A 15963-nucleotide genomic window follows, 5' to 3' on the forward strand; every position below is an offset into this window, starting at 1 on the left:
CGGAACTCCCCGCCGACGTCGCCATCGCCCCGTCCGTACCCCGCGCAGCGGTTAAAGGGCGGGTCAGAGGAGGGTGCTGTACGCCTGCCACCCGCCGCTGATCTTGAGGCGGGGCTTGAAGGGGGCGGCGGGGTTGCCGGTGCCTTCGTAGCACCAGAGGCCGGTGGGACCGGTGGCGATGAGGTCGTCGTGGCCGTCGAGGCGGAGGTCGCCGGTGCCCAGGAGGTGGGTGTAGGCGTTCCAGCCGCCGCCGACCAGACTGCGGGCGTCGTAGTACGCGGACGAACGGGCCCCCTGGCACCGGGGATGAGCCACAGATCGCCTTTGGCGTCCCGCCCGAAGATGCTGGGGACGAGTTCCGCGGGTCGCACGTCGGCAGTGGGGCGCAGGGTCTGCGTGGCGCCGACGCACTGCCACCCTTGCGGGTCGCGGACCTCGATCGTGCCGACGAGCCTGCCCGCGGGCAGGCCCCAGGCCGCCTTGAAGCTCAGGTACTGCGACTGGGTGACGTCGGCGCGCCAGTCGACCGGCGGAAGGTCGATGCTCAACGACCCGTCGGCACCCGGCATCCAGGGCTTGACCGCGTAGTTCTGTCCGTCGGCGCTGAACCGGACCGCAACGGCGCTCTCGAGCTGCTCGGGCATGTATCCGGCTGCGGCGATCTGGGCTGCCGTAAAGACCACTTGAGTGCTCGTCGTATGCCCGGACGCCGGGCTCAACCAGACGATCCGGATGTTCAGCCGCTCGGTCACGGCGTGCGGCGCCCCGGTGGCGATCTGCGGGCTCGCGCTGTACGAGGTGACGCCCCCGTCGGTCCAACTGGACGTGAAATAGGGCTGAGTCACGATCAGGCCGCTCGTCGAGCGGTTGGTGGAGGAGTCCGCGATGTCCTTGCCGGTCGCACCGTCCACCAACTGCGCCTGCCCCATGATCTGTCCGTACACCGGGTACGCGGCGCTGATGTGCAGATGCGTCGTGCCCGCCGTCATCGGCGTGCCCCGGCCCCAGTGCGCGGCGGTGCCGGGGGCCGGCTCTAGGATTGGCTGACCCGTACATGTCCGCTATCGGCGCCGGGATGGCGCGGGCGGCAGGGGTACTTGTTTTCCTTGGGGGGATACACCGAGTGAGACTTCGCGCTCTTCTGCCTGCCGTGACGGCCGGCGCACTGCTGACGGCCGCGCTCGCGCTTCCGGCGACCGCCGCCGACTCCGGGACGGCGGCGCCGTACGACGCGGTGCCGGGTGCCACCGCGAGCCCGTCCGGCGCGGCGAGCCCCGGTCCGACGGACACGCCGACCGCCACCGCGACCGGCACGCCCACCGGCACCGCCACGCCCACCGGCACCGTCGGCGACACGCCCACGGACCCGCCTGCGCCTACGGACACGCCCACGGACGCGCCCACACCCACGCCCACGGACACCGCGAGTCCGGAGCCGTCAGGGAGCGGGACGCCCGACCCGGCCGAGACCACCCCGCCCCCGCACCGCTTCCAGGTGTACAGAGTCGGCAACTCCTGGTCCGACCACTGGAAACTCTCGGTGTCCGTGTACAGCGACACCTCGGCGGTCGCGGGCATCACCGCGCACTACCGTCCGCACGGTGCGCCCGCGGACGCGCCGGACGCCGGTACGACATCGGCCTTCGTGACCAGTCCGTACCTCTACACCGACCGGACGGCGGCGCAGCGCATCGCCCTTCCCGCGATGGGCGTCTACGACATCTCCGTGGACATCACGGACAGCCGGGGAGAGGTCGAACACTTCCCGGACGCGGGCCAGTTCACGTACGCGGCGCAAGTGTCCGTCGGGAAGCTCTCGGCCGACCGCGGCTCGGTGGACTACGAGCACCGCTCGTACGCCGTCTCGGCCCCGGTCACCGTCACCGACCCCAGCACGGGCGCGGCGCTCGACCCGGCCGGTGTGTCAGTCGACCTGACCAACCCGGACCTCGGGGGCGGTGTGGATACGGTCGCCGTCGCCACCGCGCGGGCGGACGGGCGGGTCAGCGCGCCGGTCACGGTGAAGGGCGACGTCACCTACCGGACGGCGGGCGCCGACGGCACCGCCACCGCGGGCTACCCGTACTTCCTCGACGGCAGCGACCAGACCCCGCTCACCGTGCGGGCGAAGGCGGAGACCACCCGGATCCGCGTCCTGAGCAAGACCGACGTCAACGTCCCCCGGGGCGGCCGGACCACGATCACGGGCGTGTACGAGCGGAAGGCCGGGTCCGCGTGGGTGGGCACGCCGGGCCAGAAGATCTACACCCAGGGACCGGCGTACTTCGACGCCACGGCCAGAACCAGGGCCGACGGCACCTTCACCGTCACGACCGGCACCGCGGGCTCGTACTACTTCTGCAACTACTGGAACTACGACCCCTTCCTCCTGCCCACCGACAACAGCACGACGCCGGTCCACGTGCACATCCCGACGCCCAGCCGCGTCACCCCGTTCCGCGTCAGCGAGGACGAGTACGGCGAGGCGGTGATCGACGGCCATCTCGACCTGTACGGATCGGAGTTCGCGAACAACACGCACTCCATGACGATCCAGTACTCGTCCAACGGCAAGTCCTGGCACACCGTCGGCACCACCCGGATCGGCCGCCAGGGCCTCCCCGGCGACGAGTTCATGACCTACGCGACCTACGGCGGCCAGGCGAACGGCTACTGGCGGGCGTACTTCCCCGGCACCCCGGACTTCTCGCCCTCCTACAGCGCGGCCGTCAAGATCTACCGCACCCCCACCCGCGTCACCGGCGGCAAGCCCAGCCGCACCACGGTGCGCAAGAACACCTACGTCACCTTCGGCGGCCACCTCCAGCAGCGGAGCACCTCCGGCAAGTGGTCCGGAATCTCCCGCAGTTACGCGTACCTGGAATTCCGGCCCGCGGGCAGCAAGACCTGGCACTACGTCACCCGCGTGAAGACCGACTCCAAAGGCGCCTACCACCTGCGCGGCAAGTCGACTCGCAGCGGCACCTGGGTCGTCGTGTGGTTCACCTCCGACAGCCGCCACATCGACTCCAACGGCCCGGAGACCTACGTCCGCGTGAAGTAGGCGGCTCCGCGCCGCTTCCCCGAGCACCGGACCCGCCCGGCCGCCAGACCACCAGAGGCCCCGCCCCACGTCATGGGCGGGGCCTCACCCTCGGGTCGGACACCGGAGCGAGGTGCGGCCGGGTCGGAGCCGGGCTTCCACCCGCGGAGTTGTCGCCGTCCGCCGCTTGTGCGGGTGATGATCACGGGTTACGTGCACCCGGCAGGGGGCGCGGTCGTGTGGGGTGCTGAACCGTCAGGACCTCGCGGAACTGCTGGGGGCGCGTACGGGCCGCGGTTCCCGGGCCCACGGCCGAGAGGGCGTCAGGTCGATGTGCCGAGGAGGAAACCCGCCGTCGTCAGAATCACGAACGCCGCCGACCACAGCATCCCGTACCGCACGCAGCGGTACTTGACCGAGACGATGTGCGAGAGCCGCTCCAGTTGCTGGAGGTCACGGTCGCTGATGTCGGTGCGCCGGACGGCGTCGGCGAGAAACGTCGTGGAGCGGGTGGCGTTCACGTCTCCGAAGTAGTGGGCACGCATCGCCCGGGACGGGCCGAGGCGCGGAGCGATGACCATGCCGAGGAAGAGAAAGGCCGGTATCCAGGTGGCACAACCGGCCCAGAACAGCGCCTGCGGCAGTGGTGAATAGTGCTGCGGCGCGAGGTTGCCCGTGGTGAGCGCGCCGAGGAGAGTGGCGAGTGCCGCGCCGAGACAGGACAGGACGAGTCCCGCCTTTCCGTCCGCCTTCACCAGCTCCTCCCGGGTCTCGGCGGTCAGGATCCGGAGCAAGTCCTTCTGACGGTTCGTCGCTCTGTTGCGGTCAGGCATCGGACCCTCCCTGTCTCGCCGGTCGTCGGGCGGCCTCTCGGAGCCCGCCCGACGACATCGACAACGATGACGGTCAGTGCGCCGACGTACGGCGCAGCTCTTCCTCCAGTGCGCTGATCGCTTGCCGCGTACGGATGTTGGTCGTCGCGACGACCTCACGGTGCGCGGCCTCGGACTCGGCACGACTGCGCCGGACGTCCTGCTCGATGGCGTGCTGGGCGATTTCGGTGTCCGCCAGTGCCCGCAGTTCGGCCAGCCGGACCCGGGAACTGTGCACTTTGACCGCGCTGGTGCTCTCGTAGCTGAGCATCCGCTCGTAGGTGCTCTCGCCCCCCAGCGACTTCGCCATGACAGGGAGCACGTCCAGGAACACGAACAGGGCCCTGACCAGCCAGATCCCGACGAACAGCACGGGCTTGCCCGCGGCCAGTTCGTCCAGCGCCTGCATGCGCTCCAGGACACCGATCTCCCGCTGCTTCGCCTGCTCCTCGGCCATCCGCTTGTCGACCGCCGCCGCGCGGGCCTTCACGAAGTCGCCGCGCGAACTGGCGACCCCGCGCTCCAGCGTGGCGATGCGGACGTTCATCCCGCTGAGCTGTCGCTGTTCGGTGTCCAGTGCGTGCGTCGCCCGGAAGTCGCGTGCCTTGGCGCGCAGCCGTTGGCACTCGGACGTCCTTTCCAGCAAGCCGCTGGCGGCGTCACGGATGAGCTGCCGGCATTCGTCGCGTACCTGCGTGTCGAGCGCGGTCAGCTCCGTGTTGTCCTGGTCGACCCGCTTCTGCAGGGCTGTGGCGTCCTCGCGCAGAGTCGCCAGCTCGTCGGCCTGGTTGCCGGGGTTCGCGCCGAAGACCAGCGTGTAGTGGCCGCAGTTCGCGGGCGGCGCGGCGGCGGTGTCGGACGGCACCGGGTTGCAGGCCAGCAGCTTGCCGCGCAGGTCGTCCAGCGCGGTCGTCCGGCCGTCGGCGATGTGCTCCTCAATGGCGGTGGAGAAGATCCGCAGCACGAGGGGCTCGGCGATCACGACTCCGAGCAGCAGGGCCATCACCAGCCGCAGCACGACGGGGCCGAATCTGCGCCGGGCGTTCGGTACGGGCGTGACCAGCCAGCGGTCCAGATTGAGGATGAGCAGCAGCCAGATGACCGTGGGCAGCAGGGCCACGATCGAGACCCGGCCCAGTGCCTCCGTGGCGAAGTTCCACATGGAGAACGCCGCGATCACGGCTGTACCGAGTACCACACCGCCGAGCGCGGTGTACTTGCTGCGTTCGTGCCGGACCTCTGCGAGCAGTTCCTCGTCGACGCCGGTGAGCGAGCGCAGGAACCGTCCCAGGTCGGGCACGGCGTGCGGGGACCCGTCCGCGCCGACGGGCCGGGACAACGTCCGGGCGATCGGGTTCTGTGGCATGTCAGTCAACGAAATCGTCCTCGTCCTTGACGAAGTCGTCCTCCGGCGTCCGCGCGGACCGCAGAGTACGGGGCGCCGGGGGCGGCTCCTGCGACGGCCGGGTGCCGCCGACGTCGAGTGCGGGGTTGGCACCGGACCGCGAAGCGCCCTGGCGCACGAGCTCCTCAAGCAGCGGCTGGGGATCGGACAGAGTGCCCTCCGCACCCATTTGCCGCACCAGTTCGAGGATCAGGTCCCGCTGGGTCTGCGCCGAGAGCATCTCCCTGGCCTCGGCGTGTGCGCGCTTCTCCTCGTCGATCCTGGCCGCACGCGCCTCCCGGGCGGCGGCGAGGCCGTGGATACGCGCGGCCGCGTCGGCGACATCGACGCGTTCGCGCACGATGCCGATCGCGTCGGCGTAGTCGGACCCCTGGGCCAGCAACTCGGCTATTCGCTGGGCGTCGTAGGACTCGAAGTCGTTCTGGCCGCGCAGCAGTTCGTGTGAGCGGCGCTGCTCGCGCAGTTTCTCCTCCCACGCACGGAGCTCGTCGGCCACGTATACCTCGACGCCGACGAACTCCACGCTCATGCCCGAGACACGGGGAGGTACGACGGTGCTGTACGCGGTCATCCAGCGAGCCGCCTCCGCTCGGACGGCGTTGACCTCTTCGACGCGATAGCCGGCGCTCACTCGGGGCAGGTCGTCCTCCCCCGCCAGGTAGGCGCGGAGCGGCACCGTCACATCGACCACGCCCTGGCGGGCGATCAGGGCCGGGTCGGTTACCTGGCACGAGAAGGACACGCTGACGGTGAACTGGTCCGCCTCGCTCACCGAGGGCACTGTCCGACGGACATCGACGACGCGCACTCTGGTGTCGATCAGGCTGACGGACGAGGCGTCGAGCACATCCGCGTGACCCGGGTCGAAGACCAGACCTTCCGGGTACTGGCGGTACTCTCCGCCGACGCGGAAGACATGGACGGTGCCGGGAAGAAGCGGCGGCACGTCCTCACGTCGGCGGCGGGACCACAAGCGGCTGCTGACCACGCCAAGGACGTGCTCGGACACAACGGGATAATTCACTTGCCTCGATCTCCTTGATGTACGGCTTGGGGTACGAATTGAGGTGCGACGTGATGTACGAATTGAGGCGCGGCTTGATCCGCGCCTTGAGGTGCGCCTCGGCCTGCGAGCGGAACAGCGGCCTGTCCCGAGGAACGGCTAGACCCCCAGCGTCCCGAGGAGCACGTGGGCCATCTGACGGGTGCTCGGCATGGCGAGGTCGGGGTGGCGGAGCACCGCGAGCAACCGGGAGCTCAGCGCCTGCCATTGGGCCGGCGTCATCTCCTCGCGCATCGCCTCGCCCAGGGTCCGTACGGCGTCGGCGACGGACGGTTCGTCGCGGACGTCGACGAGGGTGTCGCAGAGCGCCTCGAACGCGGTACGGCGACTCCGGCTGAGCAGCAGCCCGGCCCAGAGCTTCCCCAATTGCCGGGCGTTCTCCCGGCGCTGCCGGAGCAGGGCTCCGGGCAGGGTGCCCGGCTGGTTCCCGAGCCTGGGCGCCACGAGCACCTGGGCGGCGATCAGCGTCGTTCGACGGTGATCCCAGGTACCCGCACGGGCGTTGGCCATCCGCGTACGGATGTAGCGCAGTGTGAACAGCGCCCGCTCGGGTTCCTGCTCGGCCGTCTGCAACAGAAGCACGACAGAGCGACGTGCGGCGGCCGCCATGCGCTCTCCCCGACCGGTGAGGCGCCACAACCAGTTGAGCACCTCAAGGCGGTAGACGGAGCCGAGCGTTCCCGACAGCGCCATCGCCATCGTGATCGCCCGGGCCTGCCCCCTGTTGCTGGCCCAGCCCAGGGCGATGCTCAGGGCCGCCGGGGCCAACCGGTCCGTCTCGGCCATGTGCTGAAGCGTGAGGGCCGCGGTCACTCGCTGGTTGGTCAGGCCGTCCGCCCACTCCTGGAGGAGCAGGTCATCGACCTCTGCCAGGGAGTGGCCGGCGAACAGGGCGGTGCCCCGGGCGACTTCGGTGCGGACCGCGAGGTCCGGGTGCTGCGCCAGATCGTGCAGCCAACGCCGCAGCGGGTACCACAGTTCGTATCCGTAGAGGGTGTGGAGCTCCCCGATGACCAGCTCGCGGATGCCCGGTGAGATGAAGACCATCCGGCGTTCGCTCCGGTCCGCCCCCAGCCCCGGCTCGGGACGTCGATCGACACGGACGAGTCCGGTCGCCCGCTTGCGCCACAGGGCCCGGCTCTGGCGGAGCACCGTCGTGCCGGTGCCGGGTACCGGCACCGCGTCGCGCTCACCGGGAGCGGACTCACCGCTGAGCTCCCAGTCACGTACGAGTCCCTCCAGCGTGGCCAGGTGCTCCTCGAAGCTGCGTTCCGGGATGCCCTCCAAGAAGGCCAGGGCGGCCAGCGGCAACAGGTCCTCCAGCAGCGGCACCTTGCGGAACCACGTCCGGACGGCATCCGCGTCGCTGCCGCTCATCGTCTTCATCGCCGTAGGCGTCCCCCCGGCGGAGAACCCGGTCGCGGCGGCGACCACATCGGCGGGCCGGCGCTGTTCGCCGACCCGTTCCATGAGTGCCGAGGGCAGTCCGGCCGCTGGGAGCGGATCCAGGCAAGCCCGGAACAGCTCCTTCGGGTCGGGAGCCCGCCATGGCACGCGGTAGCCGTCGAAGGCCAGTCTCCGCAGGCTGCTCTCGGTCGCGGTGATCACCAGATAGCTGTCCTTGCGGCGCAGTTCCTCCGCCAGCCGTCCGATGTCGTACGACTGCACGGGATCGGCGTTCGTCTCTCCGACGTAGTCCAGGATGACGAACGCCTGGCGCTCCTTGAGGGCGTTCGGCGCCGTCAGCCCTGCCAGGGAGTTCGCGGGCGAAAGGCTTCTGAGGCCGATACCCGGCTCGGTCAGTTCCCGCAGCAGCGCGAAGGCCCCGGCGCGGCGGCCGGTGTCCTCGTGGCCGGAGAGCACCACCAGGTGATCACGGCGGAGCTTGGCGAGCGCCTCGCTGAAGCACGGCTGAGGGCGCAAGTAGTGCCGCAGCGCGTGGTCGACCTCCTCCGGACGCACATTGCCCGGGGCGAGTCCGGGCGCCCGTGGAGCGCCGAATCCGAACGTGGCCCCAGAAGCCTCGACGGTCGAGTGGAAGTGATTGTGCACCTGTTGGCCGAAAGCACGGTGGAGCTCCGCGAATCCCTGGGCGTCGCCCTCCTTCTCCGCGGAGTCGGATACGGCGTGCGCCTCCGGTGATCCGCCCGCGGCGAGCGGTTCTTGCGGAACTCCCTCAGGCGGCGCCGCTTCGGCCTCGTCGGTCGGAGTCTCACCGTCGTCAGCCATTCGAGCCGCCGAAGCCCACGGTGCCTCCTCGCAGATCAACCGGACCCGCGAAGTTGTTCACATTCAGGCGATCGGCCCGGTAATGATGGCCGGAAGCGCTCTCGGCGGCCGAACCGTGGGATCGGCTCGGCGACGCGGACGAAGCCGTCGCCGTATCAGCGGGACGCGGCCAGGGGCCGAAACCGTTTCCGCCGGGTATCCGCAGCCAGGCGACGGACTCGTATTCCTTGACCTGTACGGCGACTTCCCGGAAGTCCTCCCGCGACAAGGTGGTGTGACCGCTTCCCACCGTCGAGCGGTACACGTGGTCGGACAGCAGGACGGCGAGCTCCGCCGGCTCGTGCTGACGCAGTGCCTCATAGAGATGCGCCGAGTTGAGCAGCCGGGAGACCGACACCACGGTCGCGCCCGCGAAGCCGTTGGGCGCCACCTCCACGGGCCCGTGGTCGACGGCGAGCCTCAGCCGTAGCCGGGACGCGGAGATCCTGCTCCGGTTGTATTCCCCTAGTTCCCAGACCAGATGGCGTACAAAATCGTCGACCAGGCGTGGCTCCGTCCCGTCCATCGGGTAGACGGCCAGTTCCTCGTCGCCTTTGGGCTGGAGGTGCCACTGGGAACGGTTCAATCCCGCACCGTCGGCCGCGCGGGAGAGAAGTCGTGGAAGGTCGTGCTGAATCTCGGACTGTCTGCGGTCGTCATTGCGGCTGTACGCCTGGGCATCGACGGCAATACACGTACAGGGATGGAACCCGGACCATGCGGCCATGTGACCATTCCTCTCTGGCCTGGAACGGAGTAGGTGCTGCGTTTTCCTGGACAGTAGGCGGACTCCGGCGGACGGACTCCCTACCAGTACGGGATCTCGTCGCCGACTTTCGCGAACTCGACCAGACTCGGCATATCGCAGAGCGTTATGCGGCGGTAACTACGCTCGACCAGCCCCTTTCGAGAAAGGGAGGCGAGGGCTTTCTCCGTCGTCGGGAGGGCCAATCCGCACAGCGACGCCAACTCGGACTGGCTTATCGTCACGCCGAGAACCTTGCGCGCCGCGATGCCCTCGGGCGGCGTACGGCCGTGTGCGCGGCCGAGTTCCACCAGTACCCGCGCCAGACGGACCGGCGCGTCGTAGGAACGGGAGTCGATACGCCGCTGGTTCGCCCAGCGCAGACGGGCGCTCAACGAGGCGACCAACGCCTTGATCGCCTCGGGGTGGCGGGTGAGGAAGCCCTCCAGGACCTCCAGAGGGATGATCCGCGCCGAGACCTCGCCGCACGCGAAGACAGACCCGGACCGCGGCTTCTCCTCGAACACGGCCATCTCACCGACCAGTTCACCTGCCACGCGAATCCCGAGCAGTACGTCCATCCCGTTCTCCGAAGAGGCGAGGACTTTCACGACCCCGCGGGTGAGCAGCAAGAGGTGCTTCCCGCCGTCTCCCTGCCTCAGGAGCATCCGGTGCTTGGGATACAGCATCGGTGTGCCCTCCTCCAGGAGGAGGTCCCGGGTGGTCCCGGGCAGCCTGCCCAGAAGGGTCGACGCCGGCCAGTCACGCGGAGCAGGCGCGCTCGCACGGACAGGGGGGACGGGAGGGGCGGCTAGGTCTCCGGAACGACCGGACGGGCTGGACTGCGTGACCACGCGATGCTCCATGAAGTGCTGCGAACCGGCACATGAGGCCCGGCATCGTGAGGGTTGGGGCGAGCAGTATGTCCAGCCGCCGGTAATCGCCCACAGACTCCCGCCAATTGGCGGGATCGCTCACTCAGAGTTCGCGAGAGCTCGCAGTCCCTCCATGTCATGGATGGTGATGCGCTTCATTCCCGACCCTATGAGCTTGTTGTCCCGCAGGGTCGCGATCGCCCGCTCGGCGGTCCGCTTGCTCACCCCGATGAGGCTGCCCCACTCGAGGCGGGTGACATCGATGCCGATCACCACGTTGTCGCGGTACGTCGTGGCGCCATGGTCGTCAGCCATTTCCACCAGCACGCGGGCAAGCCGAACCGACGCGTGCCCCCCTTGGTGGTCAATGCGCCGCTGCGTCGCGCTGCGCAGCTTGCGGGCCACGGACTCGGACAGACCGAGCATCGCCTTCGGCGACGTGGAGAGCGCGCGCAGGAAGAGTTCGGCGTCGATACGCAGAGTGTCCACCGGCTCGACGCCACAGGCGATGACCGTCCCGGTCCGCCGCCCGTTGTCCAAGGCCGCTAACTCCCCGACGAGGTCACCGCCGACGCGCACCGCGAGCAGCGCCCGTGACCCGTTCGGGAGCAGCGTGGTGACCTTGACGTATGAAGTGAGCAGGAGGAACACATCGGACCCGACGGCGCCTTCGGCCACCAGCACGTCGTCGCGGTCGAAACGCACGGGTTCGGAGGAGTCCACCAACGCGGCGAGAATGTCCTCCTCAAGCCCTGCCAGGAAGCTGGTCTGCGGCCATCGGGAACGCAACGACCAGACCTTGCTCTTGCGCTTCGCCCTGTCACCTGTGCCGGCATCCCGTGCAGAGCTCACGCTCTCCCCCATCGACCACGCGGAAGTTCCTGTGCACATCGCCCACCATCGTCACCTCCCACCACGCTGGCATGCGGTGAAATCGCTCAACCTACGACATCCGGTGTAGCGGCGGCCAAGTGCGACGGCGCTCGCCGGGGACGGTGCGAAACGGGGTGCGGAACGCCGGGACGGTACGGACCTGACGCGACGGGGAACTGCGGCGGAAGAGGGACCGGGGTCAGGGGTGGAGGGCCGACCGGGGGACGGTGTGGGTGGCGCGGCCTTGGGTGAGGACGGGGGCGATGGGGGCGGCGGAGGAAGGCCAGTCGGTGACGGCGGGGGCGGTGAGGGGGAGGGCGGCGCCGAGGCGGGGGGCGAGGGGTTGGGCGGATTCGGCGACGGTCGGGGCGGTGCGGAGGCGGGCGGGGGTGGTCCAGCCGAGGAGGTCGGTGGGGTGGGGGGCGAGCAGGCGGCGGTCACGGCGGTACGCGACCAGCACCACGTCGTCGTCGCCGAGGCCGTCGGCGGTGAGCCGCCGTACGGCGTCGGCCGGGTCCTCGTCCCGCTCCACCACCGGCGCCGGGGTGGCGTGGTCGCCGACGGTCGGGCCGTCGGCCGGGGCCGGGCCTCGGAAGCCGTTGGCGGTGAGCCAGTCGTCGTTGAAGTACGTCGACAGGTAGGCCCGGCCCGAGTCCGGCAGCAGGGCCACCACGATGTCGTCCTCGGTGAGGTGTTCGGCCACCCGCAGGGCCGCCGCGAGCGCGACGCCCGACGAGCCGCCCGCGAGGATGCCCTCGGTACGGGCCAGCCGCCGCACGGCGTCGATCGCGTCCTGGTCCCCGACGGCGAGGTAGCGGTCGATCACGGCGGAGTCGAGGGCGAGCGGCCAGACGTCGGCCGTGGCCTCGGGGTGCAGGAAGTGGCCCGCGCCCTCGATGTACTTCTGGCTGCCGTCGCCGCCCGCGTACATCGAGGTGACGGGGTCCGCGCCGACCACCCGGACCCGGCCTCCGCTCACCTCCCTGAGGTAACGGCCGGTCCCGGAGATCGTGCCGCCGGTGCCGACGGTGGCGACGAAGTGGGTGACCGCGCCCTCGGTGTCCGTCCAGATCTCGGGGCCGGTGGTGGCGTAATGGGCGGCCGGATTGGCCGGGTTGTCGTACTGGTCGACGAACCAGGCGCCCGGCGTCTCGGCGGCGAACCGCGTGCCCTGCGAGCGCATGCTGTCCGGGTGGTCGCGCGGGACGAAGGCGTCGACCAGCCGCACCTCGGCTCCGTAGGCGGCGAGTTGGTCCCGCTTCTCGCGCGAGGTCGCGGAGCCGGTGAAGACCACCGTCCGGTAGCCGAGGTGGGCGGCGGCCAGCGCCAGGCCGATGCCGGTGTTGCCGCTGGTCACCTCCACCACGGTGCCTCCCGGACGCAACGAGCCGTCCGCCTCCGCCCTGCGGAGCATCGACAGCGCCGCCCGGTCCTTCACGCTGCCGCCGGGGTTGTGCCACTCCGGTTTGACGTACACGCGCGGGCGCAGTCCTTCAGCGGCGCGGGTGAGGCGGATCAACGGTGTCCCGCCGATGGCGTCGAGCACCGACTCGTATCTGGCCATGCGATCTCCTTGAGTGGTGGGCGCCGGGAGGTGGCGGGAGCGGGGTCGGCGGCACGGACCGCGCACCCCGGGAGCGGGGTCAGCGGCACGGCCCGCGCACCCGTACGCCGATCCGCTCGTACGCCGATCCGCTCGTACGCCAATCCGCCGATCCGCCCGGTGCCTGCCGTCACCGCCGTGCCGTCACCGCCGTGCCGGCACCGGCCCCGCCGCCCGCTCGGCGTCGCGCCGGGCGACCTCCGCCCGTACCAGCGGAATGACGTGGCGGCCGAAGTCGATGGCGTCGCCCAGCAGGTCGTAGCCGCGCGCGGAGATGATATCGACGCCGAGGTCGATGTAGTCGAGCAGCGCCCGCGCGACGGTCTCCGGCGTGCCGACCAGGGCGTTGGAGTTGCCCGCTCCCCCGGTGACCGCCGCGGTGCGGGTCCACAGCGCGCGGTCGTAGCGCTCGCCCTGCTCCGCGATGCCGATCAGCCGCTGCGAACCGGTGTTCTGCGGGGCGTCGCCGCCGCGCCGCCGCCACGCGCCCGCCGCCCGGCGCTGCTCGATGGCGGCGACCGTGCGGTGCGCCTTCTCCCAGGCCAGTTCCTCGGTAGGCGCGATGATCGGCCGGAAGGCGACCTGGATACGCGGCGGGGTGCCGCGCCCCGCGGCCAGCGCGGCGGCCTTCACCGCCTCGATCTGCTGGGCGGTCTCGGCCAGCGGCTCGCCCCACAGCGCGTAGATGTCGGCGACGGCGCCACCGGCGGCGTACGCGGCGGGCGACGAACCGCCGAAGGAGACGTCCGGGTGCGGCTGCCGCACCGGGAACACGTCGGAGACGTAGTCGCGGAAGCGGTAGTGCGCGCCCTCGTGGTCGAACGCCTCGTGCTCGGTCCACACGCGTTTGACGATCTCGATGTACTCACGAGTGCGCGCGTACCGCTCGTCCTTGCTCAGGACGTCGCCCTCGCGCTGCTGCTCGTGGTCGCTGCCCCCGGTGATGAAGTGCACGGCGAGCCGGCCGTCGCTGATCGCGTCGAGGGTCGCGAACTCCCGTGCGGCGAAGGTCGGATACGACACGTTGGGGCGGTGCGCGAGCAGGATCTCCAGGCGTTCGGTGCGCGCGGCGATGTACGCCGCGGCCGTACCGGGCTCCGGCGAGGCGGAGCTGTACGCGAACAGCACCCGGTCCCAGCCGTGGTCCTCGTGGGCGCGGGCGAGTCGCAGCGTGTAGTCCTTGTCGAAGGACGCGCCGCTGCGCGGTGTGGTCTCGGAGCCGTCGTTCGTGGCGGCGATACCGAGGAATTCGACGGGCACGGCAGGGCCTTTCGTCGGGGTGGACGGGCGGTGGCAGATGGTCAAATTCGGTGACAAGCGGTGACAGTCGGTGGGAGCGGAAGGCGAACCGGGCTTCTCACGAGGGCAGTTCGAGCCCCAAGTTCTCGCGCAGCGTCCTCCCGGCGTAGTCCTCGGCGACGACCTTCCGCTTGCGCAGCTCGTGCAGCAGGCCGTTGACGACGAAGTCGTGCTCGCGCGGGTCGGCGAGGCCGCCGAGCGTGATGACGTCCAGCACTCCGGCCCGGAAGCGCTCCTCGACCGCGTCGGCCAGTTGCTCCGGCGTGCCCGCGGCGGCCCAGTGGCCGGTGTCCTGCGCGGCGACGATCAACTCCCGCAGCGTGTAGCCCTGTCGGGCGTATCCGACGAAGATGTCGACCCGGCCGCGCCGCCGGTTCACCGACGTGACGTCCGGCAGCAGGCTGTCCGGCAGCTTCGCGTCCAGGGGCAGCTCCGAGAGGTCGACGCCGCCGCCGAGCATGTCGGCCACCTGCGCCCGGCCGCGCTCGAAGTCGATCGACTCGCGCCGCTCGCGCACCAGTCGGCGCGCCTCCTCCTCCGTCGCGCCGTAGGTGGCGTGGAAGGAGCTGAAGATCAGCGGCAGTCCGCCGGGGCGGCCGAACTCCGCCGCCTGAGCCCGGATGCGGCGGGTGAAGTCCAGCGCGACGTCCAGCGTGGGCAGCGAGGTGAACACCACCTCGGCGTACCGCGCGCCCAGTGCCCGGCCCGCTTCGGACTGCCCGGCCTGGAACTGCACCGGGCGGCGCTGCGGCAGCGGCGGGATGTTCAGCGGACCGGCCACCGAGAAGTACGGGCCGCGGTGGTCGACGGGCCGGACCTTGGCGGGGTCCAGCACCGCCGCGCCGTCCGGCCCGCGGGTCAGCGCGCCCGGTTTCCAGCTGTCCCACAGCGCGTTGACGACCTCGAGCGTCTCCGCGGCGCGCGCGTAACGCTCCTCGGGGCTGGGCAGCGCGCCGGGGCCGAAGTTCTCCTCGCCGAGCGAGGAGGTCACCAGATTCCACGCGGCCCGCCCGTTGCTGACGTGGTCGAGCGTGCCGAACAGGCGCGCCAGGTTGTACGGGTGGTGGAAGGTGCTCGACACGGTCGCGATCAGGCCGATCCGCGACGTGACCTGGCTCAGGGCCGACACGAACACCAGCGGCTCCTGCGAGCCGATCGCGCCCTGCGCGCCGAAGCTCAGCAGGTCGGCGGTGAACAGCGCGTCGATCCGCGCCGCCTCGGCGAGCGCCGCGACCCGCACGGCGGTGTCCAGGGTGGACCGCTCCGGATCGACGGCCAGGTCGTACGTCTCCGATACACCGCCGGCCCCGGTCACGGTCTTCAGCGTCCTCGGAGGCTGCGCGCTCACAGGTCGTCCCTTCTCACCGGCGGCGACGGCACCGGTGCGTCATGTGGCTGAGGATCGGGGTCTTCTCCGGCGCGGGCCGACGGGCCGCGCGGGTGCCCGCCCCTGTGCGCGGACGTGCTGCCGCGAGGTGCGGAGGCGCGCGAAAACGCGCGGCGGTACCCGGAGAAGAGGGGGAGAAAGCCGTCGTGGACGGCGGATCGTCAGCGACAGAGCGTGGTGTGGATCCGGCACAGATCGACGTGCCGACGCTTCGTCCGGCCGGGCCGCAGAAGGGCGGCCCCGACCGATACGGCGCGCGATCCCTTCACGACGACTCCGATCGGCCCGGCGGCGAAAGCCGGGCACAGCGACGCGGCCGGGAGAACGCTTCGGCCGCGTGATGCGGGTTGACGGTGCGGAATGAACGTACGTGCCAGGTGGCGGGCCTTGTCAAGACCCCCCCGGGCGGCGGCGGGCGGTCGTCACCGCCGAGAACGCCGTGGGGCCCGCCGAAAAGCCGCTTCGACGGGCCCGTGCCGCGCGGCGCGCGGCGGTGACTCTCCGGGCGGTCCCGGGCTTTACAGCCGGTG

14 protein-coding genes are annotated in these 15963 nt (G+C 70.7%); 3 read left to right on the plus strand and 11 right to left on the minus strand.

The window, feature by feature from the left end; translation table 11 throughout:
• Positions 1-63: 63 nt before the first annotated feature.
• Complete coding sequence (locus ACZ4EF_RS13890) at positions 64-315, minus strand: hypothetical protein (protein WP_467504488.1); 252 nt, start codon at positions 313-315, stop codon at positions 64-66.
• Positions 316-441: 126 nt separating this feature from the next.
• Between ACZ4EF_RS13890 and ACZ4EF_RS13895 the strand changes: the two genes are divergently transcribed.
• The 3 genes from ACZ4EF_RS13895 (at position 442) to ACZ4EF_RS13905 (ending at position 3064) form a co-directional block, all read left to right on the plus strand.
• Positions 442-588: a hypothetical protein gene (locus ACZ4EF_RS13895; RefSeq protein ID WP_467504490.1), complete on the plus strand. Its 147-nt coding sequence runs from the start codon at positions 442-444 to the stop codon at positions 586-588.
• Positions 589-687: 99 nt separating this feature from the next.
• Positions 688-834: a hypothetical protein gene (locus ACZ4EF_RS13900; protein WP_467504492.1), complete on the plus strand. Its 147-nt coding sequence runs from the start codon at positions 688-690 to the stop codon at positions 832-834.
• Positions 835-1150: 316 nt separating this feature from the next.
• Complete coding sequence (locus ACZ4EF_RS13905; RefSeq protein WP_467504493.1) at positions 1151-3064, plus strand: hypothetical protein; 1914 nt, start codon at positions 1151-1153, stop codon at positions 3062-3064.
• 302 nt (positions 3065-3366) lie between these two features.
• Here ACZ4EF_RS13905 and ACZ4EF_RS13910 read toward each other — a convergent pair whose 3' ends face one another.
• The 10 genes from ACZ4EF_RS13910 to ACZ4EF_RS13955 form a co-directional block, all read right to left on the minus strand.
• Positions 3367-3876, minus strand: a complete 510-nt coding sequence (locus ACZ4EF_RS13910) for a Pycsar system effector family protein (protein ID WP_467504495.1) — start codon at positions 3874-3876, stop codon at positions 3367-3369.
• Positions 3877-3949: 73 nt separating this feature from the next.
• Positions 3950-5281 carry a DUF4407 domain-containing protein gene (locus ACZ4EF_RS13915; protein WP_355340124.1) on the minus strand — a complete coding sequence of 444 codons (1332 nt, stop codon included), beginning with the start codon at positions 5279-5281 and terminating at the stop codon, positions 3950-3952.
• 1 nt (position 5282) lies between these two features.
• A complete protein-coding gene (locus tag ACZ4EF_RS13920; protein WP_401851722.1) occupies positions 5283-6344 on the minus strand; it encodes a hypothetical protein in 1062 nt (353 codons plus the stop codon).
• A 138-nt stretch (positions 6345-6482) separates the two neighbouring features.
• Positions 6483-8612 carry a hypothetical protein gene (locus tag ACZ4EF_RS13925; protein ID WP_467504498.1) on the minus strand — a complete coding sequence of 710 codons (2130 nt, stop codon included), beginning with the start codon at positions 8610-8612 and terminating at the stop codon, positions 6483-6485.
• Complete coding sequence (locus tag ACZ4EF_RS13930; RefSeq protein WP_467504499.1) at positions 8605-9378, minus strand: hypothetical protein; 774 nt, start codon at positions 9376-9378, stop codon at positions 8605-8607. Before ACZ4EF_RS13930 ends, ACZ4EF_RS13925 begins: the two co-directional genes overlap by 8 nt.
• An 80-nt stretch (positions 9379-9458) precedes the next feature.
• The gene (locus tag ACZ4EF_RS13935) at positions 9459-10085 is read right to left on the minus strand and encodes a Crp/Fnr family transcriptional regulator (RefSeq protein ID WP_467504500.1); all 627 of its coding nucleotides are present in this window, start codon (positions 10083-10085) and stop codon (positions 9459-9461) included.
• Between the two features lie 285 nt (positions 10086-10370).
• The gene (locus ACZ4EF_RS13940) at positions 10371-11123 is read right to left on the minus strand and encodes a Crp/Fnr family transcriptional regulator (protein WP_467504502.1); all 753 of its coding nucleotides are present in this window, start codon (positions 11121-11123) and stop codon (positions 10371-10373) included.
• 220 nt (positions 11124-11343) lie between these two features.
• Entirely contained in the window at positions 11344-12708 is a 1365-nt protein-coding gene (locus ACZ4EF_RS13945; RefSeq protein WP_467504504.1) for a PLP-dependent cysteine synthase family protein, read from the minus strand.
• Positions 12709-12891: 183 nt separating this feature from the next.
• Positions 12892-14007: an LLM class flavin-dependent oxidoreductase gene (locus ACZ4EF_RS13950; protein WP_467504506.1), complete on the minus strand. Its 1116-nt coding sequence runs from the start codon at positions 14005-14007 to the stop codon at positions 12892-12894.
• 97 nt (positions 14008-14104) lie between these two features.
• On the minus strand, positions 14105-15394 hold the full coding sequence (locus ACZ4EF_RS13955; RefSeq protein ID WP_401717380.1) for an NtaA/DmoA family FMN-dependent monooxygenase: 1290 nt from the start codon (positions 15392-15394) through the stop codon (positions 14105-14107).
• Between the last annotated feature and the right edge of the window lie 569 nt (positions 15395-15963).

The organism is Streptomyces sp. NPDC025721 (assembly GCF_055558595.1).

Coding starts and splice junctions, on each gene's coding strand:
- ACZ4EF_RS13910 (WP_467504495.1), bottom strand. CDS start 3,876: ATGCCTGACCGCAACAGAGCGACGAACCGTCAGAAGGACTTGCTCCGG.
- ACZ4EF_RS13915 (WP_355340124.1), bottom strand. CDS start 5,281: ATGCCACAGAACCCGATCGCCCGGACGTTGTCCCGGCCCGTCGGCGCG.
- ACZ4EF_RS13925 (WP_467504498.1), bottom strand. CDS start 8,612: ATGGCTGACGACGGTGAGACTCCGACCGACGAGGCCGAAGCGGCGCCG.
- ACZ4EF_RS13930 (WP_467504499.1), bottom strand. CDS start 9,378: ATGGCCGCATGGTCCGGGTTCCATCCCTGTACGTGTATTGCCGTCGAT.
- ACZ4EF_RS13935 (WP_467504500.1), bottom strand. CDS start 10,085: ATGCTGTATCCCAAGCACCGGATGCTCCTGAGGCAGGGAGACGGCGGG.
- ACZ4EF_RS13945 (WP_467504504.1), bottom strand. CDS start 12,708: ATGGCCAGATACGAGTCGGTGCTCGACGCCATCGGCGGGACACCGTTG.